This window comes from Halomonas sp. ND22Bw (assembly GCF_003011945.1).
Taxonomy (GTDB): Bacteria; Pseudomonadota; Gammaproteobacteria; order Pseudomonadales; family Halomonadaceae; genus Halomonas; species Halomonas halophila.
Genome location: NZ_PXWD01000004.1, coordinates 193605 through 216937, shown reverse-complemented (window position 1 = coordinate 216937; position 23333 = coordinate 193605). Strand labels below are relative to the sequence as shown.

20 protein-coding genes and 1 riboswitch are annotated in these 23333 nt (G+C 68.3%); of the genes, 9 read left to right on the top strand and 11 right to left on the bottom strand.

Features of this window, described 5'->3' with window-relative positions:
- Positions 1-49 precede the first annotated feature (49 nt).
- The gene (locus CVH10_RS08035; RefSeq protein WP_106488314.1) at positions 50-823 is read left to right on the top strand and encodes a YbaY family lipoprotein; all 774 of its coding nucleotides are present in this window, start codon (positions 50-52) and stop codon (positions 821-823) included.
- A gap of 127 nt (positions 824-950) precedes the next feature.
- On the opposite strand, the gene CVH10_RS08030 is transcribed toward CVH10_RS08035, so the two are convergent.
- From CVH10_RS08030 to glaH, 5 genes are all read right to left on the bottom strand, one after another.
- Positions 951-2957 (bottom strand): TRAP transporter fused permease subunit, encoded by a 2007-nt coding sequence (locus CVH10_RS08030; RefSeq protein ID WP_035593717.1) that lies wholly within the window; start codon positions 2955-2957, stop codon positions 951-953.
- Positions 2958-3024: 67 nt separating this feature from the next.
- Entirely contained in the window at positions 3025-3645 is a 621-nt protein-coding gene (locus CVH10_RS08025; protein WP_052052370.1) for a DUF1850 domain-containing protein, read from the bottom strand.
- Positions 3646-3668: 23 nt separating this feature from the next.
- Complete coding sequence (locus tag CVH10_RS08020; protein WP_035593719.1) at positions 3669-4631, bottom strand: TAXI family TRAP transporter solute-binding subunit; 963 nt, start codon at positions 4629-4631, stop codon at positions 3669-3671.
- Positions 4632-4823: 192 nt separating this feature from the next.
- Positions 4824-6020: an L-2-hydroxyglutarate oxidase gene (gene lhgO, locus CVH10_RS08015; protein WP_106488313.1), complete on the bottom strand. Its 1197-nt coding sequence runs from the start codon at positions 6018-6020 to the stop codon at positions 4824-4826.
- 101 nt (positions 6021-6121) lie between these two features.
- Positions 6122-7093 (bottom strand): glutarate dioxygenase GlaH, encoded by a 972-nt coding sequence (glaH, locus tag CVH10_RS08010; RefSeq protein WP_106488312.1) that lies wholly within the window; start codon positions 7091-7093, stop codon positions 6122-6124.
- Positions 7094-7305: 212 nt separating this feature from the next.
- Here glaH and CVH10_RS08005 point away from each other — a divergent pair, with 212 nt between their 5' ends.
- Both CVH10_RS08005 and CVH10_RS08000 read left to right on the top strand, forming a co-directional pair.
- The gene (locus CVH10_RS08005) at positions 7306-7671 is read left to right on the top strand and encodes an XRE family transcriptional regulator (protein WP_311241434.1); all 366 of its coding nucleotides are present in this window, start codon (positions 7306-7308) and stop codon (positions 7669-7671) included.
- Between the two features lie 92 nt (positions 7672-7763).
- On the top strand, positions 7764-8435 hold the full coding sequence (locus tag CVH10_RS08000; protein ID WP_035593729.1) for a hypothetical protein: 672 nt from the start codon (positions 7764-7766) through the stop codon (positions 8433-8435).
- A 93-nt stretch (positions 8436-8528) separates the two neighbouring features.
- Here the strand turns inward: CVH10_RS08000 and ilvD are convergent, their stop codons facing one another.
- Positions 8529-10217 carry a dihydroxy-acid dehydratase gene (gene ilvD / locus CVH10_RS07995; protein ID WP_035593733.1) on the bottom strand — a complete coding sequence of 563 codons (1689 nt, stop codon included), beginning with the start codon at positions 10215-10217 and terminating at the stop codon, positions 8529-8531.
- Between the two features lie 69 nt (positions 10218-10286).
- The gene (locus CVH10_RS07990) at positions 10287-11675 is read right to left on the bottom strand and encodes a sodium:solute symporter (protein WP_106488311.1); all 1389 of its coding nucleotides are present in this window, start codon (positions 11673-11675) and stop codon (positions 10287-10289) included.
- A riboswitch (TPP riboswitch) is annotated at positions 11665-11777 on the bottom strand. It overlaps the preceding gene by 11 nt.
- A 112-nt stretch (positions 11778-11889) precedes the next feature.
- Here CVH10_RS07990 and CVH10_RS07985 point away from each other — a divergent pair.
- Positions 11890-12567: a hypothetical protein gene (locus CVH10_RS07985; protein ID WP_035593736.1), complete on the top strand. Its 678-nt coding sequence runs from the start codon at positions 11890-11892 to the stop codon at positions 12565-12567.
- A 124-nt stretch (positions 12568-12691) separates the two neighbouring features.
- Here the strand turns inward: CVH10_RS07985 and CVH10_RS07980 are convergent, their stop codons facing one another.
- Together CVH10_RS07980 and CVH10_RS07975 are read right to left on the bottom strand one after the other, a co-directional pair.
- On the bottom strand, positions 12692-13441 hold the full coding sequence (locus CVH10_RS07980; RefSeq protein ID WP_369335752.1) for a hypothetical protein: 750 nt from the start codon (positions 13439-13441) through the stop codon (positions 12692-12694).
- 208 nt (positions 13442-13649) lie between these two features.
- Positions 13650-14000, bottom strand: a complete 351-nt coding sequence (locus CVH10_RS07975; protein ID WP_052052371.1) for a YbaY family lipoprotein — start codon at positions 13998-14000, stop codon at positions 13650-13652.
- Between the two features lie 55 nt (positions 14001-14055).
- On the opposite strand from CVH10_RS07975, the gene CVH10_RS25605 reads away from it, so the two are divergent.
- The gene (locus tag CVH10_RS25605; protein ID WP_181244373.1) at positions 14056-14226 is read left to right on the top strand and encodes a hypothetical protein; all 171 of its coding nucleotides are present in this window, start codon (positions 14056-14058) and stop codon (positions 14224-14226) included.
- A 162-nt stretch (positions 14227-14388) separates the two neighbouring features.
- Here the strand turns inward: CVH10_RS25605 and CVH10_RS07970 are convergent, their stop codons facing one another.
- Positions 14389-15888, bottom strand: coding sequence for a CoA-acylating methylmalonate-semialdehyde dehydrogenase (locus tag CVH10_RS07970; RefSeq protein WP_106488309.1), 1500 nt, complete (start codon positions 15886-15888; stop codon positions 14389-14391).
- Between the two features lie 441 nt (positions 15889-16329).
- Between CVH10_RS07970 and katG the strand changes: the two genes are divergently transcribed.
- The 4 genes from katG to CVH10_RS07950 all read left to right on the top strand — a co-directional run bounded on the left by katG (position 16330) and on the right by CVH10_RS07950 (position 21719).
- Positions 16330-18513 (top strand): catalase/peroxidase HPI, encoded by a 2184-nt coding sequence (gene katG, locus CVH10_RS07965; RefSeq protein WP_035593739.1) that lies wholly within the window; start codon positions 16330-16332, stop codon positions 18511-18513.
- A gap of 201 nt (positions 18514-18714) precedes the next feature.
- Positions 18715-19638, top strand: a complete 924-nt coding sequence (locus CVH10_RS07960) for an AEC family transporter (protein WP_035593740.1) — start codon at positions 18715-18717, stop codon at positions 19636-19638.
- Between the two features lie 269 nt (positions 19639-19907).
- On the top strand, positions 19908-21002 hold the full coding sequence (locus tag CVH10_RS07955) for a homocysteine S-methyltransferase family protein (RefSeq protein ID WP_369335751.1): 1095 nt from the start codon (positions 19908-19910) through the stop codon (positions 21000-21002).
- Positions 21003-21320: 318 nt separating this feature from the next.
- Positions 21321-21719, top strand: a complete 399-nt coding sequence (locus CVH10_RS07950; protein ID WP_035593742.1) for a cupin domain-containing protein — start codon at positions 21321-21323, stop codon at positions 21717-21719.
- Positions 21720-21802: 83 nt separating this feature from the next.
- Here the strand turns inward: CVH10_RS07950 and CVH10_RS07945 are convergent, their stop codons facing one another.
- Positions 21803-23278, bottom strand: a complete 1476-nt coding sequence (locus CVH10_RS07945) for a YdiU family protein (protein ID WP_106488308.1) — start codon at positions 23276-23278, stop codon at positions 21803-21805.
- Positions 23279-23333: the final 55 nt, after the last annotated feature.

The window sequence follows — 23333 nt, the reverse complement described above, 5'->3', positions numbered from 1 at the left end:
GACGCGACCACACACCCCCACACGGCACACGTGTTGAAGGAGACCGACCATGAAGCGTCAACTTTTCATTGCGGCAGCCCTGACCGGCACCCTGGCGCTGGCCGGCTGCGACCAGGCCGACGACAGCGAACAGAACGCGGCCGATACCGCCACCCAGACCGAACAGACGACCGGCAGCGAACAGGCGTCCCAGAACGGCGAGCAGCAGGCCAGCAAGACCCTCGAGGGCGTGCTGGAGTTCGTCGCCACCGATACGCCGCTGCCGGACGATGCCCAGGTCACCGTCAGCCTGCTCGACGTGGCCCGCGCCGACGCGCCGGCCACCACCATCAGCGAGACCACCGTCGACGTGACCGGCAACGACCCGGTCGAGTTCGGTCTCGACTACACGACCGATCAGGTCGATCCGGGCCACGCCCACGCCGTGCGCGCCGAGATCCGCGACGACGACGGCAATCTGCTGTGGACCACCACCCAACGCCATCAGGTCGAGGTCGGCCCGGACGCCGAGCAGGCGCCGATCACCGTGAGCCTGGAGCCGGTGGCCAGCCAGGGTTCCATCGCCGGCCAGGCCCTGGAAGACACCGAGAACGCCGTGGACCAGGCCGGCGATGCCGTGGCCGACACCACCGGTGATGCCGTCGAGGCCGCCGGGGATGCCGCCGGCGATGCGGTCGACGCGACTCAGGACGCCGCCGCTGATGCCGCCGAGGCGACCGAGGAAACCGCCGAGGACGCCGCCGCCGCGACCGAAGAGGCCGCCGAGGAGGCGCACGAAGAGGTGGAGGAAATGATGGAGGACGACACCCAGTCGACTCAATAAGCCATCGCGCTCCATGACACGGCCCCGCCCGGATCGCCCGGGCGGGGCCGTCTAGCGTCTGGCCGAAGAGCGCTGGCCCCGGGGCGCTGTAAAAGCCAGGGTCGGGGCGCTGAAAAGGCCAGCGGCCTCAACCGGCCACGGCGGCCTCCCGTCGGCTGGCGATCCAGTTGCCCCCCAGCGCCAGCACCATCACCGCCGCGCCGGCGGCCTCGGCGATCAGGCTCGGGTAGAAGACCCCGACGATGGCCGGCAGCAGCACCAGCCGCACCGGTGTCGACATGCGCGTGAACAGGTAGCCCTCCAGGGCGGCGGCGAAGGCGCCCAGCGCCAGGAAGGCGGTCAGCGTCGTCCAGGCCAGCAGCGGCAGCGGGCCGCCCATGATGATCTCCGGATTGAAGACCATGAACAGCGGGATCAGATAGAGCCCCTTGGCGAACTTCCAGGCCTGGAAGCCGGTGTCCATCGGCCTGGCCCCGGCGATCGCCGCCCCGGCGAAGCCCGCCAGCGCGATGGGTGGGGTGACGTTGGAATCCTGCGAATACCAGAACACCACCAGGTGGGCGATCAGCAGCGGCACGCCGAACTCCGAGGTCAGCGCCGGTCCCACCAGCACGATCAGCACGATGTAGCTGGCGGTCACCGGCAGCCCCATGCCCAGCACCAGGCTGGCCAGCAGCACCATCACCAGCGCCAGCAGCAGGTTGCCGTCGGAGAACGCCATCATCATGGCCGAGAACTTGAGCCCCAGCCCGGTGAGGCCCACCACCCCGACGATGATGCCCGCCACGGCGCAGGCCATGGACACCGCCACGGCATTGCGCGCACCGAGCTCCAGCCCCTCGATCACCTTGAGCGCACCGAGCTTCAGCGCCTGGATCAGCGCCGCCCCGGTGACCGGCTCTCCGCGCCCGGGCGCGACGAAGAAGAACCACACCGCGAAGCGCAGTGCCGCCACCGCCAGCATGGTGAGGATGGCGTAGTAGCCCACCCGCATCGGCGACATGTTCATCACCAGCAGCCACACCAGCACCGCGAGCGGCAGCAGGAAGTGCCAGCCGGCGCCCATCACGTCGCGCAGCTGCGGCAGCTCGCTCTTCGCCATGCCCTGCATGCCCTGCTTGAGCGCGATGATGTGCACGAACAGATAGACGGTGCCGAAGTACATGATGGCCGGCAGGATGCTGACCTTGACCACCTCCAGGTAGGGCATCCGCGTGTACTCGGCGATCAAAAAGGCGCCGGCGCCCATCAGCGGCGGCATGATCTGGCCGCCGGTGGAAGCCGCCGCCTCGATGCCGCCGGCCTGGTGGGGCTTGTAGCCCAGGCGCTTCATCAGCGGGATGGTGAAGGCGCCGGTGGTCACCACGTTGGCGATGGCGCTGCCGGAGATCGAGCCCATGCCGGCCGAGGCGATGACCGCCGCCTTGGCCGGCCCGCCGCGCTGGCGACCGGTGGCGGCGTAGGCCAGGTCGATGAAGAAGCGGCCGGCGCCGGTGATCTCGAGGAAGGCGCCGAACAGCACGAAGATGAAGATATAGGTCGCCGCCACGCCCATGGGCAGGCCGAAGATACCTTCCTGCCCCAGGTAGAGCTGGCCGACCAGGCGGTCCAGGCCGTAGCCGCGGTGCTCGAGGATGCCGGGCAGCCATTCGCCGAGCCAGGGCAGCTCGCCGCGGGGGCCGGCGAAGGCGTAGAGGATCGCCAGCACGCCGATCACCGTCATGCCGAACCCCACCGCCCGGCGGCTGGCTTCCAGCACGGTGACGGTGGCGATGATGCCGACCGTGATGTCGGTCTGGCTCCAGAAACCGGCGCGATTGATGATCTCGTCGAGATACAGCGCCATGTAGCCGCCGGTGATCACCGCCCCGGCGAAAAACGCCAGGTCGATCGCCCCGCCCAGGGGCCCCCTTCCGTGCCGGGCGCCGAACACCGGAAACATCAGGAACGCCAGCATCATGATCAGCGCCAGGTGGATGCTGCGCTGGTAGAAGAGCCCCAGCGGCTCGATGCCGGCGGAGTAGAGCTGAAACAGCGACAGCGCAACGGCCACCAGGCTGATCAGCCACAGCACCGGGCGCGAGTGCGGCGCCTGGCTGCCGGGGACGATGGGGGAAGCACCCGCTTCGCTCATGGGCGTGTCTCTCTTCTTGAAGTTGGATGAAAGCCAGACGTTGCTCGACGGTACAGGTCGTTCATTATCAGACGTCCTCGTCGTCGGGCATCGCGGCCTCCAGGGCCAGCGTCACCCGCTCGTTGGCGGCGAGCTCGCTCAGGCTCACGACCACCGGCGACTCGGCCGCATCGGGATACCCTCCGCCGGCGTCGCAGTCCCGGGCGTCGTCCAGCAGGGTCGCCAGCGGCGCGCCTCCGGGGCGACCGACCAGGCGATGATCGACGCGCGGCGACCCGACCCGAAGCCGGTAGGCATCGCCGGGCACCGGCTCGTCGATGGCCTCGATCCAGTAGCCGCCGCGGCCGTCGGAGACCTGGCGGCCGCGGCCGGGAATGTGGTCGAGGCCGGCGGCGAAGTCCGGCAGGTGGCTGCGCTGGAGCACCATGTGTCCGGCGACGTTGCGATAGCAGTCGTGGACGGTGAAACCCTCCACCGAATGGTTCCAGGCCAGGCACCAGCCCTCGCCGTCCGGCATCGGCAGGCGTACCAGCGGCCGGTCCTGGGCGTCGAGGACCGTCAGCTCATGGCTGGGGCAGTCGGCCAGCGCCGGCGGCGCCAGCCCGCCGAGCAGCAGCGCCGCCAGCAGGGCCTTGACCCGCACCCGCCACGACGACGGGGCGAGCCTGACGGCTCGCCCCGGGGTCATCGAACACCTCATCGCGGCGCCCCTCAGGGACGCTGACGGTCGGCGATCTCGGCGCCCACTTCCTCGTAGTAACGCAGCGCGCCGGGATGGAAGGCGATCGGCGTGGACTCGACGCTGAAGTCGACGGTGGTGTCATTGGCCGCCGGGTGGATGGCGATCAGCTGGTCGGTGTGTTCGAACAGCGTCTGGGTGATCCGATAGGCCAGCTCCTCGTCCATCTCGCTGCTCACCGCCAGCACGTTGGGGATGCCGATGGTCTGCACCGCCTCTTCCATGCCCTCGTAGAGGCCGGACTTGAGCTCATAGGCGGCGAACACCGGTTCCTCGGCCTGGGCGTTGGCGATCTCCTCGTCGGAGAGGCCGATCAGGCGGATGTCGCGGGTGGTGGCCAGGTTCATGATCGAGCTGGTGGGCGGGCCCACGCTCCAGAAGCCGGCGTCGATGTCGCCGTCGCGGATGGCATCGGCGGTCTCGTTGAAGTTGAGGCGGCGAGCGTCGATGTCGTCGTAGGTGATGCCGTTGGCCTCCAGCAGGGTGCTGGCGTTGATCTCGGTACCGCTGCCCGGTGCGCCCACCGAGACGACCTTGCCTTCCAGGTCGGAGAGCGACTCGATGCCGGAATCGGCCATGGTCACGATCTGCACGGCATTGGGGTAGATCGACGCCAGGGCGCGGATGTTCTCGAGCTGGCGGCCCTCGAAGTCGCCGGTGCCGTTGTAGGCCTGGTAGACGGTGTCGGCGAGCGCCAGCGCGAGGTCGGAGTCGCCGCGCCAGACCAGCCCCATGTTCTCCACCGAGGCGCCGGTGACCTCGGCCACGGCGTCGAAGCCTTCGACGTGCTCGTTGATCAGCTCGGCGAGGCCGCCGCCGTAGGGATAGTAGGTACCGCCGGTGCCGCCGGTGGCGATGGACAGCTGCTGCTGGGCCAGGGCCGCGGGGGCCGCCACCAGCAGAGTGGCGGCGAGGGCCGTCTTGAGTGCGCGCATGAAGCCTCCTACAGACGATTCGAGGGAATTGTTGTGCTTGTTCGAGCGATGCCGGCTCGGTCGATAACTGGCCGGCGCGCCTGGAAAAACGCTAGCAGTCCCCGCGCGGCGGGGCCACACCACCAACGTCGATACGGCGACAACTTTAGCGCTTCCTGCGCGCTGGCCGGGGGCCGCCTTTCAACGCCGCCTTCACTCGCCGACCAGCTCCTTCACCTTGCCGACGATATGCGCACCGATCGGCAGCGCCGAGGTGGCCGCCGGCGACGGGGCGTTGCCCACGTTCACCGTGCGTGGCGTGTTGACGAACAGGAAGTCGTCGACCAGCTTGCCGTCCCGCGACACCGCCTGGGCACGCACCCCGGCCGGATGGGGCTCCAGGTCATCGAGGGTCAGGCTCGGGCAGTACTTGCGCACCAGCTCCAGGTAGCCACGCTTGTGCAGCGAGTTCTTCATCTCCTTGAGCCCCGGGCGCAGGTTGCGCCCCAGCACCCTGAGGATGCCCGGGTTGGTGAACATCCGCGCCAGATCGACCGGCGAGACGTCGCGCTTGCGATAACCCTCGCGCTTGAAGGCCAGCACGGCGTTGGGCCCCACGGTGACCGAACCGTCGATCATGCGCGTCAGGTGCACGCCGAGAAACGGCATCGACGGGTCCGGAATCGGATAGATCAGGTGATTGACGATGGCATTGTGACGCTCGGGCAGCCGGTAGTATTCGCCGCGGAAGGGGCAGATGGTGAACCCCGGGTCCTGGCCCAGCATGCGCACCACTCGATCGGCCATCAGCCCCGAGCAGGTCACGAGATAGCGTCCGCTGAACTCGCCGGCAGCGGTCGTCACCACCACTTCCTGGCGTCGTTCCTGGAGCCCGGTGACCTCGGCGCCAACGCGGATGTCACCGCCCATCCGCTCGAATTCGGCCGCCATCGCACGGGTCACGGCCCGATAATCGACGATGCCGCTGGACGGCACGAAGATGCCGCCGACGCCGGTGATGTTGGGCTCACGCTCCTTAAGCTCGCCCCCCGACAGCCACTCCCGCTCCAGGCCGTTGGCCTCGGTGCGCTCCCACAGCGCCTGCATGCGCTGCATCTCCAGGTCGTTGGTGGCCACCAGCAGCTTGCCGCAGCTGGCGTAAGGAATGTCGTGTTCGTCGCAGAAGGCCTTGGTGGCGCGATTGCCCTCCAGGCAGAAGCGCGCCTTGAGGCTGCCCGGGGTGTAGTAGACCCCGGCGTGGATCACGCCGCTGTTGTGCCCGGTCTGGTGGCAGGCCGGCTGGTGCTCCTTCTCCAGCACCAGCATCCGGCGATCCGGATAGGCCTGCTTGAGCTGCATGGCGGTGGACATGCCGAGAATGCCTCCGCCGATGATGATGAAATCGTACATGCCGTCCTCGTTGCGATGAGCGAGGGCCACGCCGCGGAGACGGCATGGCCCGGTCATGCCCCTTTATACCCTCAGGGCGCGATTCGACGTCGCCGCCCGCTTCAACGCTGGGGACGCGTCGCGGCATGGGTGAAATAGCCACGCTGGCGCATCAGCTCGCGGCGCAGCTCCGGGTGCGGCGTGAAGCGGTCCCGGCCGTGCAGCCAGAAGTGGTTGTTGATCAGCAGGAAGCTACCCACCGGATTGGGCACCGACAGGATCGCCGCGCTGCCCTCCAGCGATTTGGAGAGATCGCACAGCCAGTTGCCCTCCTCGAAGTCCTTCGGCTGCACGAACTGGTCGATGTAGGACATGATCGGCCGCCCCTCGCGGTCCACGTCGAACACCGGATGGAAGACGTCCTTGGCGACGTTCTTGCTGGGCGGCGCCGCCCATCGCATCCCGCGGTGCGCCAGCGGATGGCGATAGAAGCGCTCCAGGTCCTCCCAGTCATCCAGGTGCAGCAGCAGCGAGTCGCCGCCCTGCATGTGCCGCTCGTCGATCTTCATCATCAGCACGTAGTCGGTGTCCTGCTCGACGAAGGTGCCGTCGTTGTGCAGCTCCATCACCCGATGCGGCTGGCGCAGGTAGCTGTCGGACTCGTCGACGTTCCTGACCACGAAGCGGGCATAGAACTGGCCGCTCATGGCGTCGAAGTTGGAACGCCCCATCAGGTGCGCCACGGCGGTGGCGAACTTGACCATCTCCTCGGCCTGGGCGACGTCGTCCAGGCCCTCGGGCACCACCTGCAGTCCGCCGGTCGCGCGGTCCACCAGGGTATTGATCAGCACCGGCTGCAGGGTGTTGCCACACAGGTCGTCGAGGAGCTTCGCCACCCGAAAGCGCAGCATCGACTTGTACTCCAGTGCCTGCACCGGCCACTCGGCCACGGCCTCGACGAAGGCCGTGACCACCTCGCGGGAGAAGTTCATCTGCAGCAAGCGCGGCGACTGGGCCGACGGCGTCAGGGTGAAGCCCTGCAGGTCGGCGGGCAGCGGCATGGCGAGTTCGGGTATCCGGGTCAACGCGGTCATCGGGAGGCTCCAGGGGATCGAGGGTCGATGAATCAAAAATATCGACATTTTTATAAAACATCAACAAACCGCCGTCATCCCTACATCTCCCCCGCGCCCGGAAATGCCGACCACAGACCAAGAACACCGGGGATTCAACCGCATCGGAGACCGCGCTTTGCCCTGTCCGCCCCTGGCCTTGCCATCCCCGCCACCGGCCGATTCAGCGGGCAATGAATCTTGCGCCATCCGCCTTTCGACCACTGGCGAAACGCGTCAAAAGGCTTCATGCTGTAGCGGTCGATTCTGTCCTGTGGAGCATCATGAGCACGGCAAGCCCATCCAACGCGGAAATCCTCGACCCTCCGCGACGATGCCCTGACCTCGACGTCAGGGACCTGGAACAACGTACGCGCCTCATGCGCATCATCACTCGGCTGATCGCCGTATCGGATCTCGGCAACCGCGAGATCGCCCGTCGCGCGGGCCTGCCGATGCAGAAGATCAGCGACCTTCTCGCCGGACGCCTGGAGCAGCTCACCCTCGACGAGCTACAGGCACTGCGCAGCACCATCGACCACGAACTCACGCCGCCCTAGCCGTCAGGCGACCCGCTCGCCCGCGCACTGGGCCCGGGCCGGTCACGCCGGCCCTTCCACCTCATGGATTCGAGAGATCAGGGAGATTCCCGATGCGCCACCTCGTGACCGGCCTGCTGCTGGCCGCCTCGCTGCCCGCCCTGGCCGATGGCCAGGCCACCCTCGAGAGCCGTTCCGACCAGGGCAACGCCACCATGGAAGTCCGCTGGGCGGGCGATGACCTGCGCATGGACTTCCCCCAGCAGGCCCAGGCGGGCTTCATGCTGCTCAAGGACGGCAACGGCTACATGGTCACCCGGATGCAGGGCCAGACCCTGGTCATGGACATGGCCCGCCTCAAGCAGATGGCCGAGAGCATGGGCGGCGATCAGGCCATGGCCGGCGTGACCAGCCAGCAGGCCGACTCGGTCGAACGGCTCGAGGCCACCGGCGAACGCGAGACCGTCGCCGGCCTGGAGGGCGAGGTCTACGCGCTGACGTGGACCGACAAGGCCGGCAACGCCCATGACGACACCCTGGTGCTGAGCGACGACGATCAGGTACGTGAGCTGATGCGCGCCTTCCACGCCTACCAGCGCACCATGACCGGCGAACCCGACCCGATCGCCTCGGCGCTGGAGGAAGAGGGGCTCGGCATGCTGCGCTTCGGCGACCGCTTCCGGATCGCCTCGCTGTCCGACGAGGCCCCGGCGGCAAGCGCCTTCGAGCTGCCCGAGGACGCCATGAGCATGGAAGACATGATGAACCGGGCGCTCTCCCAGTAAGCCGACGGCCGCAGGGCACGCCCTGCCCGAAAGCACGAACGGCGCCGCCCCTCGGGGCGGCGCCGTCGCGTCTCGGGTCCCCGATGGGCCAAGCTAGTCGGGGCGGTCGGTCACCGCCCCGGTCGAGGCGGAGCTGACCGTGCGCGCGTACTTGGCCAGTACCCCGCGGGTGTAGCGCGGCGCCGGCCGCTGCCAGGCGGCCCGGCGTCGTTCGAGCTCCTCGACGGTGAGCGCGACATCGAGGGTATCGGCCTCGGCATCGATGGTGATGGTGTCGCCATCCTCGAGCAGCGCCAGGGGACCGCCGTCGAAGGCCTCCGGCGTCACGTGGCCGACCACGAAGCCGTGACTGCCGCCGGAGAAGCGGCCGTCGGTGATCAGCGCCACCTCGCTGCCGAGCCCGCGCCCCATGATCGCCGAGGTCGGGGTCAGCATCTCGCGCATGCCGGGCCCGCCGCGGGGCCCCTCGTAGCGGATCACCACCACGTCGCCGGCCACCACGCTGCCGTCGTTGATGCGCGCCTGGGCCTCCTCCTCGGAGCCGAACACCCGGGCCGAACCCGAGAAACGCGTGCCCTCCTTGCCGGTGATCTTGGCCACCGCCCCTTCCGGCGCCAGGTTGCCGTGCAGCACGCGCAGATGGCTCTGGGCCTTCAGCGGCGCCTCGAGGGGCGCGATGATCGCCTGATCCTGGGGGTAAGGCGCCACATCGGCCAGATTCTCGGCCAGTGTGGCGCCGGTCACGGTCAGGCAGTCGCCATGCAAGAGCCCCGCCTCGAGCAGGGTCTTCATCAGCGGCTGGATGCCGCCGATCTCGACCAGCTCGCTCATCATGTACTGGCCGCTGGGGCGCAGGTCGGCGAGCACCGGCACCCGCTTGCCGATCGCCGTGAAGTCGTCGAGGGTGATCGACACGCCGATGGCGTCGGCCATGGCGATCAGGTGCAGCACCGCATTGGTGGAGCCGCCCAGGGCGATCACCACGGTGATGGCGTTCTCGAAGGCCTCGCGGGTCATGATGTCCGAGGGCGTGATGTCGCGCTCGAGCAGGGCCAGCACCGCCTCTCCCGCCGCCCGGCTGTCGTCGCGCTTGGTCTGGGACACGGCGTTCTGCGCCGAGCTGCCGGGCAGGCTCATGCCCAGTGCCTCGATGGCCGAGGCCATGGTGTTGGCGGTGTACATGCCGCCGCAGGCGCCGGGCCCGGGAATCGCCGTTTCCTCGATCCGCTTGACGTCGATGAGGTCGAGATCGCCGCGGCTGTGGGCGCCCATGGCCTCGAACACCGAGACGATGTCGGTGTGCCCCTCGCCGGGCAGGATGGTGCCGCCGTAGACGAAGACGCTGGGCCGGTCGAGCCGCGCCAGGCCGATCAGGCAGCCGGGCATGTTCTTGTCACAGCCGCCGATGGCCACCAGGCCATCGAAGCCCTCGCAGCCGGCCACCGTCTCGATGGAATCGGCGATCACCTCCCGCGACACCAGCGAATACTTCATGCCCTCGGTGCCGTTGGCGATGCCGTCGGAGATGGTGATGGTGTTGAAGATCACGCCCTTGCCGCCGGCCGCATCCGCCCCGGCGCTGGCCTGCTCGGCCAGCTCGCCGATATGGCTGTTGCAGGGCGTGACGCGGCTCCAGGTGGACGCAATGCCCACCTGGGGCTTGGTGAAGTCGGCGTCGTTGAAGCCCACCGCGCGCAGCATGGCGCGGCTGGCCGACTTGCCGACGCCGTCCACCACCGGGGCGGAATGGCGGCGGCGGGGATCCTGTGGCGTGTCACTCATGGCGCGGCTCCTCCGTCAGGTCGGGATGACCTTCAGAGGGTGGCCGTCATCCGCCGGCCTGGCAACCGTTCAGGCCGTGCGCCGCACCGCGGCCGGGCGCCACCAGGCCACCAGCAGCGCCACCGCGCTGGAGGCCACGAGCGCGCCGAGGAAGGGTGGCAGGGTCGGCACCCCACCGGGGAAGCTCGCCGCCAGCAGGCCGTCGAGGGCACTGCCCGAGGCGACCCAGCCCGGCAGCACCGCACCGGCCAGCCCGGCGAGGCCGCCGGCCAGCGCCGCCACGGCGCTCATCCGCGCCCACAGCCCCAGCAACACCGGCACCACGATGGCCGCGCACAGCAGATCGGCGATCAGGAACAGTCGCAGCACCGAAAGCCCCTGAAGGGCGATCGCCACCACCGGCACCATCAGCGCCACGGTGACCCACCGCGACGCCCTGAGCGACAGGCCGCGACGGCCGCTGCCGGCCACCACCAGCGAGGCGATGCCGTTCTGCAGGGTGTCGACGCTGGAGGCCACCAGCGTCACCGCCAGCACCAGCGCCGGCAGCGCCAGCCAGCCCGGCGCCTCGGCGAGCAGCGCGAAGAACGGGATCGGCGGCTCGCCCAGCGACACGCCGGCCATGGCGGCCAGCATGCCGAGGCCGCCGACCACCGCCACCACCAGCACGGTGATGCCGCCGCCCAGCCAGGCGCCGCGCCCCAGCGCCCGGTCGTCCCGGGCCGCCCACACCCGCTGCCAGTAGCCCTGGTGGAAGAGGTTGGCCGCGGTCACCGCGATCACCAGCGTCAACGCCACGGACAGCGCATCGCCGGCGGGAATCGACGGCAGCGCGGCCTCGGCCGGCAGCTCGGGCAGCCGGGCCAGCGCCACGCCGCCCACCACCAGCAGCAGGGCCAGCAGCAGCCAGGCCTGCCAGCGATCGGTGGCCAGGCTCGCGCGCAGCCCGCCCAGCGCGGTGTAGAGCAGGGTCGCCACCGCCACGCCGACCACCACCAGCGCCACCGGCACGTCCGACAGCAGCCCGGTGATGGCGCCGATGGCAGTCAGCTCGGCGGCCAGGAAGCAGCCCATGTACAGCACCGAGACCAGCGCCACCCAGCGGCGGATGCCGGCGCCGAAGCAGGCCTCGGCGTACTCGCCGATGCTGCGCCCCTGCGGCAGGCGACGGCGGATGGCCGGGCCGAAGGCGCCGAGCACGAGAAACGGCAGCGCCGAGCCGATGGCATAGCCGGCCAGGCCCAGCGGGCCGACGAAGGCGCCGATCTCGGGCGGCGCGAAGAGGATCCAGGCGCCCATGCCGGAGGCCAGGAAGGAGAGCCCCAGGGTCGGGGCCGACTGGGAGTTGCGGGCGGTGACGTAGTCGTCGAGCGGGCCGTCGGCCCGGCGGGCACGCAGGCCCAGAACGGTGAAACACAGAAGCGCCGCGCCAAGCACGGCTGACGTCAGATAAGGCATGTCGCACTTCCTCCGCCGGTGTGAACCGGATCAGGTTCCAGGGTCAGCGACGCACGCTCTCTCAGCCCCGCCGATGCCGGCGGGACTCCCCTGGCGACAGTGAATGGATTGTAGTGGCGATCCTCAAGACAGGGCCAACATGGCCGATATCCGGATTGCCACGCCAGCATGACACATCCTTCCCGCCATTCGAACAACCAGCCCGGACCCCGCCATGCCGTTTACCGAAGCCAAGGAACACGCCCCCGGTTGCCTGCACCGGATCTTCGCCGAGCCCTACGCCGCCTTCGACAACGGCGTCCCCGAGCGCCAGCTGCACCTGCGCATCGCCCTCCAGGCGCTGCTGGAGGCGCCGATGCGCGAAGGGCGACTGACGCTCAGGGTGATCCACGGCTGGGAGAACGGCGGCTGCGCCCCCGAAGACCTGCGACATGGCGACCATGCGCTGGGCATGACGGCCGACCTGCGTGCGATCGCCGAGCGCTACCAGCAGGCGCTGGACCGTCTCGCCCCACTGCCGGGCGAGGCCGACAGCCTGCTCGCCGAGCCGCTGGCCGGTGCCATCGCCAGCGCCGAGGCCGACGGCCTCGAGGTCGACTCAGAGACTCGAGACAACCCGGCCCGCTGGCCGGCGTTTCCCCGCGGTCTGTCGCTCTATACCTTCTTCAAGGTCTATCACCGCCTGACCTACGGCGAGGACGAGGCCTACCGCTCGATCCGCTGCAATACGCCCGAGGGCAGCCGCGAGATCCACGAATTCCATCTGGAGGAAGGCGAATTCGCCATCGTTCGCCCCGCCGACGACGAACCCGGCGAGTGCGTGCTGGTGCTGCACGTGGGCCAGCTGGAACCGCTGAGCGAGCTGCTGGAGATGGCCCATATCCGCCCCTAGGCGATACCGTAGCGGGGCCTCAGGAGAATGCAGAAGCTTCCATGGAAGGGTCAGGATCGCCGGAGGCGTCATTGATCTTTAGCGCTTCGGAGGTGACCAGCGGCCCCCTACTCACCGCTGCCGTTCAAGGCAACAGCAGCTTGGCGGTGAGGTTGAGGGTGTCCGAGGCGCTCACCCCCTCGTCGTAGAAGTTGTGCTCATAGCTGGCCGTGAACTGCACCGGATACTCCTGAATCCTCACCAGCTTGTTGAGCGCAACGCCCAGGGGCAGGCTCACCCAATCATGCTGCTCCCAGTCATAGGTGATCGACATGTCGGAGGCCCCCGCCGACCAGCCATTCCCGAGGCTGTAGTTCACGATCGGCTGCACGATCGAGATATTCACGTCGCGGTAGTCGTCGTCTCCCGCCACCGTGAACACGTTCTGATTGAACAGCCCCCATATCCCCGAGGGTTGGCTGGCCACGAAGCCCACGGCGGGACCGAGCCCCCATTTCTCGGCGCTCAGGCCGTCTTCCCCGGTCGGCAACAGCGCGACCGCACCAACGCCGAATCGCCCCCATGAGCGGTCGAAGGTCACCAGGTCGAAGAGGGTCATGTCGGACCAGCCGCTCGAGTCATTCGGCGAGTCGGTCACGTAAGGCGCGGTGAGTCGGAAGATGTTGCTGGAGTCGCCCAGCGAGAACGGAATGGCGGCGCGGAACTGCATGCGGTTTCCGTCCTCGTCGTCGAGGTTGTGGTACCGGTAGGTGTAGAAGTCCTGCAGCTGGAAGGCCATGACGGAGGCCGTCGGATCGTTGGCTTCCGAGCCCAGGCCATCTTGCTGAGCGCTGGCGATCCCCGGGGAAAACATGGCAAAGAAGGTGGCGATCATCAGTGCATTTCGTGCAAGCATCCGTGACTCCCTGGGCTACGGTTTTCCTTCCCCACGCCCGGATAGGCATGCCCACAGCAGGCAGGCGCGTTTCATGTCCGCAGACGTGGCACCCGTGATGCCCCACGGATGGCCCGCAGGCGCACCTGCAGAGCCAAAGCCGAAGGAAACTCGCGAGGGGGGAAATCTCCCCCGGCCCCAGCAACGCTTACTGCCGCGAGACCCTGATGCGCACGGGGTCACCCGCCTCGCCGGCGAAGGGATCAACGTGCTCCGTACTGGTGAACAGCAGCTCGCCGTCGTGAACGATCCGTGCCCGCAGTCCGTAAGTCATGCGCTCGTCGATGGCCTGAGGGTCATAGACAAGCCGGAACGGATAGGGAGGCTGGGCGCCCTCGACGGTGTAGGTGTAGTCGGTGAGCACGGTGGCGGGTGCATCCGCGCGCGACTGATCCTCGAGGGTCACGATGACCTCGGCTCCCGGTGGCAGCGCCATGCGCTCGCGATACCACACCTCGCCGCTGATGACCCGCATCAGGGAGTTGTCCGGCTGCTGCATCGACGACTCTCCCGTCCTCTGTGGCTGACTGCATGCCGCCAGCAACAGGACGAGAGTGCCAATCATCCAGGGGCCGATCACTGCCGCGATTCCGTTTTTCGATCTCATTGATGACTCCTTCATGTACCAGGGCGAGGAAAAGACCCGACACCGCTGGCCGCGTCAGCCCGAACAGGCTCGTGACGCCAAGGCGGCTTCATTCCAGTTCGATACCACCTCAAGGTAGCAAGGTTTCGGCGTCCCGGTAGGGCGAGCGGGGAAACCGGCATGACACGGATCATGGAATCCCTCGCCGGCGCAGAACCGGCGCCCGGTCAACACGCGCCCAACCACGACGGCCCCGCCTCTCCCGAGGCAGGGCCGTCGATGACCGCCGAGCGGGATGGGATCAGCTCAGCGAGATGGTGCTGTTGATGCCGCCGGAGACGTTTTCCGGCTCGAACCAGCGGGCGGTGACGGTCTTGGTCTGGGTCCAGAAGCCGATCGCCTGCTTACCGTTGGGCCCGAGGTCGCCGAGCTTGGAGGCCCGCGAGCCGGTGAAGCTGAAGTAGGCCACCGGCACCGGAATCGGCACGTTGATGCCCACCTGGCCGACGTCGATCTCGGTCTCGAAGCGGCGAGCCACCCAGCCGGAGTTGGTGAAGATCGAGGTGCCGTTGCCGTTGGGATTGGCGTTGATGAAGTCGATCGCCTCGTCGAGGGTCTCGGCGCTCACCACGCACAGCACCGGGCCGAAGATCTCCTCGCGGTAGATGGTCATCTCGGCGGTCACGTCGGCGAACAGGGTCGGGCCGACGAAGTTGCCCTCCGGATAGCCCTCCACCTGACAGCCGCGGCCGTCGATCAGCAGCCGGGCGCCCTCCTGCTCGCCGGCAGCGATCAGGTCCTCCACCCGCGCCTTGGCGGCCGGCGACACCAGCGGGCCGAGGTCGGCGTCACGCTGGGTGCCGGGGCCGACCTTCATGTGGCGGGCGCCCTCGACCAGCTCGTCCAGCCAGTCGCGGGCCTCGCCCACCAGCACCACCACCGAGTTGGCCATGCAGCGCTGGCCGGCGGCGCCGAAGGCCGAGCCCAGCAGGTTGTTGATGGCCTGGCTGCGGTTGGCGTCGGGCATCACCACGCAGTGGTTCTTGGCCCCCATCATCGCCTGGGCGCGCTTGCCGGCCTCGGCGGCACGGCGATAGAGCTGGGTGCCGACGTGGGTCGAGCCGATGAACGACATCGCCTTGATGTCCGGGTGGTCGCAGAGGCGGTTGGCCACGTCCGGGCCGCCGTGCACCACGTTGAGCACCCCGGCCGGCACGCCGGCCTCGTGGGCCAGCTCGACCAGCCGCATGGTCGAGCTCGGGTCCTGCTCGGAGGGCTTGAGCACGAAGGTGTTCCCGGTGGCGATGGCCAGCGGGAACATGAAGCACGGCAGCATGATCGGGAAGTTGAAGGCAGTGATCCCGGCGCCCACGCCCAGCGGCTGATTGAGGGTGTAGACGTCGACCTCGGTGGCGGCGTTCTCGGCCAGCTCGCCGAGCTGCAGCGAGGTGATCGAGCAGGCGTGCTCCACCACCTCGAGCCCGCGGCCCACCTCGCCGGCGGCATCCGGCAGGGTCTTGCCGTGCTCCTCGGTGATCAGCGCGGCCAGCTCCTCGGTGTGCTCGCGGATCAGCGCCTGCAGCTTCAGCATGATGCGCTGACGCTTGGCCAGCGGCGTGCGGCGCCACTCGAAGAAGGCGGCCCTGGCGCTGGCCACGGCGCGATCGACTTCCTCCAGGGTGCAGAACGGCACCCGGGCGACCACCTCCTGGGTGGCCGGATTGAGTACGTCGCGCCATTCCTGGCTCTGCGAGGTGACGGCCTGGCCATCGATATACAGCGGGATCTCTCTGACGGACATCTAGCGGCTCCTTTGGCGGCCCCGGGGAGAGGCTCCCTGCCCTCCCCCGGGTTCGCGGTTTGTGATTGTTATCCGATGTTCGGCCCCGTTAATGCATCGACGGGGCCGGATCGAGAACAGCGAAACGCTCATGCGGGGCTCATGATTACCGAGCCATCGAGTGTAGGGAGGCCGCGAATCGCCAAGCAACCAGGGGGCGACCAATGGACGACGGTCGGCCATGCCGAACGTGGCCGGCCTCGTATCGTCAAAGGACGATAAAGGTTTGCTATCAACTTGTTCAGGAAAGAAAAATGGCAGTCGCCCCAGTCATCACTAAGCTATGTGAAAGAGGCTAGAGGCCCGCTTGGATGCACCGGATTCCCGGCATTCGACAACAAGGGCGGCGACGTGACCTCTATCGATACTGGAGCACACGACCACGCGATGAAGGAGTACGAGATGGGTGACGCAACACAGCAAGGCGGCGCGGGCAAGTGCCCGGTCATGCACGGCGGCATGACCGAAACCGGCACCTCGGTCATGGACTGGTGGCCCAATGCCCTCAACCTCGACATCCTCCACCAGCACGACCGCAAGACCGACCCGATGGGCGACGACTTCGACTATCGCCAGGAAGTCCGCAAGCTCGACTTCGAGGCGCTGAAGAAGGACATGCACGCCCTGATGACCGACAGTCAGGCGTGGTGGCCGGCCGACTGGGGCCACTACGGCGGCCTGATGATCCGCATGGCCTGGCACGCCGCCGGCTCCTACCGCATCGCCGACGGCCGAGGCGGCGGCGGCACCGGCAACCAGCGCTTCGCCCCGCTCAACAGCTGGCCGGACAACGGCAACCTCGACAAGGCACGGCGCCTGCTGTGGCCGCTCAAGAAGAAGTACGGCAACAAGGTCAGCTGGGCCGACCTGTTCATCCTCGCCGGCAACGTCGCCTACGAGTCCATGGGCTTCAAGACCTTCGGCTTCTCCTTCGGTCGCGAGGACATCTGGCATCCCGAGAAGGACGTCTACTGGGGCGCCGAGAAGGAATGGCTGGCCCCCTCCGATGAGCGCTACGGCGACGTCGACAAGCCCGACACCATGGAGAACCCGCTGGCCGCGGTGCAGATGGGCCTGATCTACGTGAACCCCGAGGGGGTCAATGGCCAGCCCGACCCGCTGAAGACCGCCGAACAGGTTCGCGAGACTTTCTCCCGCATGGCCATGAACGACGAGGAAACCGCGGCGCTGACCGCCGGCGGCCACACCGTCGGCAAGACCCACGGCAACGGCGATGCCGACGCCCTGGGGCCGGAGCCGGAAGCCGCGGACGTCGAGGCCCAGGGTTTCGGCTGGCTCAACCCGAACCAGCAGGGCAAGGCCACCAACGCCGTCACCTCCGGCCTCGAGGGCGCCTGGACCAAGAACCCCACCCAGTTCGACATGGGCTACTTCGACATGCTGTTCGGGCATGAGTGGGAGGTCACCAAGAGCCCCGCCGGCGCCAACCAGTGGGAGCCCGTCGACATCAAGGAGGAGGACAAGCCGGTCGATCCCACCGACCCGTCCGTCCGCCACAACCCGATGATGACCGACGCCGACATGGCGATGAAGATGGATCCGACCTACCGGGCCATCTGCGAGAAGTTCATGAAGGATCCGGAATACTTCAAGGACTGCTTCGCCCGCGCCTGGTTCAAGCTGACCCACCGCGACATGGGCCCGAAGACCCGCTACATCGGCCCGGAAGTGCCGGACGAGGACCTGATCTGGCAGGACCCGGTACCGGCCGGCAACATCAACTATTCGGTCGAGGCCGCCAAGCAGAAGATCGCCGAAAGCGACCTGTCCATCGGCGAGATGGTCGCCACCGCCTGGGACAGCGCCCGCACCTACCGCGGCTCCGACATGCGCGGCGGCGCCAACGGCGCGCACATCCGCCTGGCGCCACAGAAGGACTGGCCGGGCAACGAGCCCGAGCGCCTGAACAAGGTGTTGAAGGTCTACGAGGGCATCGCCGCCGAGACCGGCGCCAGCCTGGCCGACCTCATCGTGCTGGGCGGCAGCGTCGGCATCGAGCGGGCGGCCCGTGCGGCCGGCCACGACATCCTGGTGCCGTTCTCGCCGGGCCGCGGCGATGCCAGCGCCGAGATGACCGACGCCGACTCCTTCGAACCGCTGGAGCCGGTGGCCGACGGCTTCCGTAACTGGCTGAAGCAGGACTATGTGGTCAAGCCCGAGGAGCTGCTGCTCGACCGCGCTCAGCTGATGGGCCTCACCGCCCCCGAAATGACCGTGCTGATGGGCGGCATGCGCATGCTGGGCACCAACCACGGCGGCAGCAAGCACGGCGTGTTCACCGACCGCGAGGGTCAGCTGAGCAACGACTTCTTCGTCAACCTGACCGACATGGCCAACCACTGGAAGCCCGCCGGCAAGGGCCTCTACGAGATCCGCGACCGCAAGAGCGACCAGGTGAAGTGGACCGCCACCCGCATCGACCTGGTGTTCGGCTCCAACGCCATCCTGCGCTCCTACGCGGAGGTCTACGCCCAGGACGACAACGAGGCCAAGTTCGTGAAGGACTTCGTGGCCGCCTGGACCAAGGTCATGAACGCCGACCGCTTCGATCTCGAACTGGGCTGATCGCCCACCCGACGGCCGCCGCACCCCGCGGCGGTCCCCGACGACATCGCGCCGGCCCTCGTGGCCGGCGCGCTTCGTCGTGGGCGCCCGCTGTCTTGCTCGGCCGCTATCCGGGCGTATCGACCGTCTCTCATCGATTAGACGGCATCGCCGTATCCGCCTAGGCTAGCCTCTCTATCGTGCCGCCGCCCAGGAGCCCCCATGTCGTCCGTTCTCGGTGTCGTTCTGCCCATCTTCGGCCTGATCCTGGCGGGCTACCTGTGCCGCCGCACCGGCCGGCTGGGCGAGACCGCCGCCGCCGAGCTCAACCGCTTCGTGGTCTGGCTGTGCCTGCCGGCGCTGCTGTTTCGCACCACGGCCACCGCCCGCTGGGAGGAGATCTGGCATCCGGGCTTCATCGCCGCCGTGACCCTGCCGACGCTGCTGCTGTTCGCGGTCACCGTGGGCTACCGCCTGCGCGGCCGGCGCCGGCTGGTCGACGCCAGCATCGACGGCCTCGGCGCCGCCTACGCCAACACCGGCTACGTGGGCATTCCCCTGAGCCTGCTGGTGCTGGGCGAAGCCGGGCTGGCACCAGCGCTGATCGCCACCCTGATCGTGGTCTGCGTGCTGTTCGCCATCGCCGTGGTGTGCATCGAGGTCGGCCTGCAGGACGAGCCGTCCTTCGTCCAGGCACTCGCCAAGGTGTTCAAGGCCCTGGCCAGGAACCCGCTGGTGGTCTCGCCGCTGGTGGGCGCGCTGTGGGCGCTGGGCGGCGCGCCCCTGGACGGCCCCTTCGACGACTTCCTGCGCCTGCTGGGCGATGCCACCACGCCCTGCGCACTGGTCTCGCTGGGCCTGTTCCTGGCCCAGAAGCAGAGCGGTTCCGCCGAAGGCGCCTGGGGGCTGGTCGGCCTCAAGCTGCTGGTGCATCCGCTGATCACCTGGGTGCTGGCGTTCCACGTCTTCGCGCTGCCGCCGCTGTGGGCCAAGTCGGCGCTGCTGATGAGTGCGCTGCCCACCGGCACCGGGCCCTACATGCTGGCGGAGTTCTACGGCCGCGAGGCGGCGGTCGTCTCGCGCACCGTGCTGCTCTCGACGCTGGGCTCGGTGGTAACGCTGTCGCTGTGCCTCTACTGGCTCTAGAGGCAGGCTCGAGGCGACGTGGTGCGTGTTTTCGATAGCTCCAGGGAACGGGAGGCGGCCCCTGACCTCGCATTGCCCGCCCCCGGGCGATAAGCGCGCTGTGCGATGGCTTCGCTTCCGGAGATCACGGCCCGCCGATGCCTTCCCCTTGAACGTCAAAGCCCCCGGCGAACATTCATTTCATTGTTAGAAATATCACCATGGATGAATTTCAATCATCTTCAAGCCGGAAAACCTTCATTGGTGACGAGGGCTGAACGACTGCCAGAATGCAGCTTGATTCAAGACACCTACCACCGCGGAGGCATGCATCCATGGCACAAGACCTGATCACCCAACGACTCGACCGGGGCCCCCTCATCTGTGCCGAGGGTTTTCTGTTCGAGCTTGAACGGCGCGGTTATCTCTCCGCCGGTGAGTTCGTCCCCGAAGTGGCGTTGCTGCGCCCGGACGCGCTGGAAGCGCTGCACCGGGATTTCCAGCATGCGGGATCAGACATCGTTCAGGCCTTCACCTATAACGGCCACCGCGAAAAGATGAAGGTCATCGGCAAGGAAGATTTGCTGGAGCCGCTGAATCGGGCCGCGTTGAAGATTGCTCGCAAGGTGGCCGATGAAAAGGCCGGTAACCTGATGGCCGGCAACATTTCCAACAGCAACGTCTGGGACCCGGAAGATCCAGCCTCTCAGCAGAGCGTGCGCGCCATGTTCGACGAGATGGTCCAATGGGCCGTCGAGGAAGGCGCCGACGTCATCATCGCGGAAACCTTCTACTATGCCGGAGAAGCCGAAGCGGCCCTGGAGGCGATCAAGGCCAAGGGGCTGCCGGCCGTCGTCACCCTGGCGCCGATGGCCGAGAATCGCATGATCGACGGCCCCGGCATCGTGGAAACCTGTGTCGCCCTGGAGCAGAAGGGCGCCAGCGTGGTCGGTCTGAACTGCTTCAGAGGGCCGGATACCATGCTGCCCTGGATCCAGCGGATTCGCGACGCCGTGACCTGCCATGTGGCGGCGCTGCCGGTGACCTATCGCACTACCGAGCAGGAGCCGACCTTCTTCAACCTCTCCGACCATCAGGGGTGCGGCTGCCCGGCGCCCCATGGACGCCCCTTCCCGACCGCCCTGGACCCGCTGTTCTGCAACCGCTACGAACTCGGCGCCTTTGCTCGCGACGTTCATGCCCTGGGGGTCAACTACCTCGGCGTCTGCTGTGGCGCATCGCCGATGCACGTGCGCGAGGTGGCCATGGCGGTGGGGCGTGAACCGGAAGCCGCCCAATTTGCGGAGCGCATGGAGAACCACTTCATGTACGGCTCCCATGATCGCCTGCCGGACCATATCGCCGCCCTGGGGGAAAAGGCCTGACAAGGACCCGATGGGGCCGCTGATCCACAGGGAAAGGTTCCCTTCACCCATGGCGGTCCCGCCGACGCCTCGTTGGCGAGAACCGGCGTCATCGCTGACTGTCTGGTTTCCAACTTAAAGCCGGACGGTCCGCCGCCGTGCCGCCCACGACGCGGCGCTCTCGTTACGGCCCCGGACGAGCGCCAAGCGATTCCTGAGCCGCTTGACCGCCCCCGCTCCCGGGGCTATGCCAAAGAAGGACGGCGGACGGCCGTCGTCCCGGAACATCTTTCCGTCCTGCCACTTCACCCTGCCGTCGCCCGACGGCGGGAGGACAACATGAACACGCACGTGATCGGTACCGGTGTCGCCACGGCGCTCGGCGTGGCCCTGATGGGCTTGCCGCTGCTGGCAGCCGGCGACGCCAAGACCCTGCTGACGACGGAGCTCGACGGCATGGAAGGCATGGAGGTCAACGTGGTGAACTTCGAGGTCGGCGACGACTGGGTCACCGACCGCCACATTCATCCGGGCCACCTGTTCGTCTACGTGACCGAGGGCAGCCTCGAGGTCGCGGTCGAGGGCCAGGAGCCGCGTACCATCTCGGCCGGCGAGGTCTTCCACGAGAAGCCCGACCAGCCGATGGTCGGGCGCACCGTCAGCGCCGAGGGCGCCAAGTTCACGGTGTTCCAGATCGGCCCCGCCGGCGAGCCCATCATGGTCTCCCAGCCCGAGTGAGGCTCTCTCAAGAGTGTCATCCGACACCACGACGGCCGGCCCAGGGGCCGGCCGTCGCTTGCCACAGTGACGATGCGCTCGCGTCAGGTGCCGCAGAAGGTCCGCAGCACCTTCTCGTCGTCCCGCGGCGGGCGGGTATAGTCGACCTCGCCGGTCGGCGCCTCGAAAGGCCGGGTGATCGCCGCCAGCAGCGCCTCGAAGGGACCGAAGTCGTCGTTCTCGGCCGCCGCGATGGCCTCCGCCACGCGATGGTTGCGCGGAATCACCGCCGGATTGACGGCCCGCAGGCGCCGCGCCAGCTCGGCCGTGTCGGCCTCTTCGCGCGACAGCCGCTCGCGCCAGCGCGCGAGCCAGTCGTCGAGCGCCTCGCGGTCGCCGAACGGTTCGGCCAGGCGCGCCTCGCCCTCGGGGTCTTCCAGGGCATCGGCCAGCCGGCGGAAGCTCAGGGTGAAGTCGGCGCGTACGGCCTGCATCGCCGCAAGCCAGTCCTCGATCAGGGCGGCGTCGCCCTCCTCCGCCGTCTCGAGGCCCAGCTTGGCGCGCATCACCCGCAGCCGGCTGGCCTCGAAGCGATCCTCGAAGGTCTTCAGCACCTCGGTGGCGCGCTCGATGGCCCGCTCGCGGTCCTCGTCGATCAGCGCCAGCAGGGTCTCGGCGAAGCGCGCCAGGTTCCACTGGGCGATCGGCGGCTGGTTGACGAAGGCATAGCGGCCGCGCTCGTCGATGGAGCTGAACACGGTGCGCGGGTCATAGGCGTCCATGAAGGCGCAGGGGCCGTAGTCGATGGTCTCGCCGGAGATCGCCGCGTTGTCGGTGTTCATCACCCCGTGGATGAAGCCAAGCCCCATCCACCGCGCCACCAGCTCGGCCTGGCGCTCCACCGTCGCCTCGAGCAGGCCCAGATAGCGCTCGCCCTCATCGCGCTCGGCAAGATGCGGGTAGTGGCGCTCGATCGCCTCGTCGGCCAGCAGCCGCACGGCCTCCTGGTCGTCGCGGGCGGCGACGTACTGGAAGGTGCCCACGCGCAGGTGGCTGGCGGCGACGCGGGTCAGCACCGCGCCGGGCTCCGGCACGCGGCGATAGACCGTCTCGCCGGTGGTCACCGCGGCCAGCGCCCGGGTGGTCGGCACGCCCAAGGCATGCATGGCCTCGCTGACCAGGTACTCGCGCAGCACCGGGCCCAGCGGCGCGCGGCCGTCGCCGCCGCGGGAGAACGGCGTGCGGCCGCTGCCCTTGAGCTGGAGGTCGCGCACCCGGCCGGCGCGGTCGGTCACCTCACCCAGCAGCACCGCCCGGCCATCGCCGAGCTGGGGCACGAAGTTGCCGAACTGGTGGCCGGCGTAGGCCAGGGCCACGGGCTCGGCGCCCTCGGGCAGGACGTTGCCGGAAAACAGCTCGGCAGCCCGCTCGGGGTCGAAGGCGTCCAGATCGAAGCCCAGCGACTCGGCCAGCGGCCGGTTGAAGGCCACCAGCTCGGGACGCTCGACGGGCGCCGGCCGGGCGGGCGCCCGCAGCCGGTCGGGGAAGCGCGCATAGCGCAGCGTGAAGGGGGGAAACATGGCGCCTCCTGAATGCGAATTGCCCCCAGCCTACAGCGACCGGGGGCCTGCACCC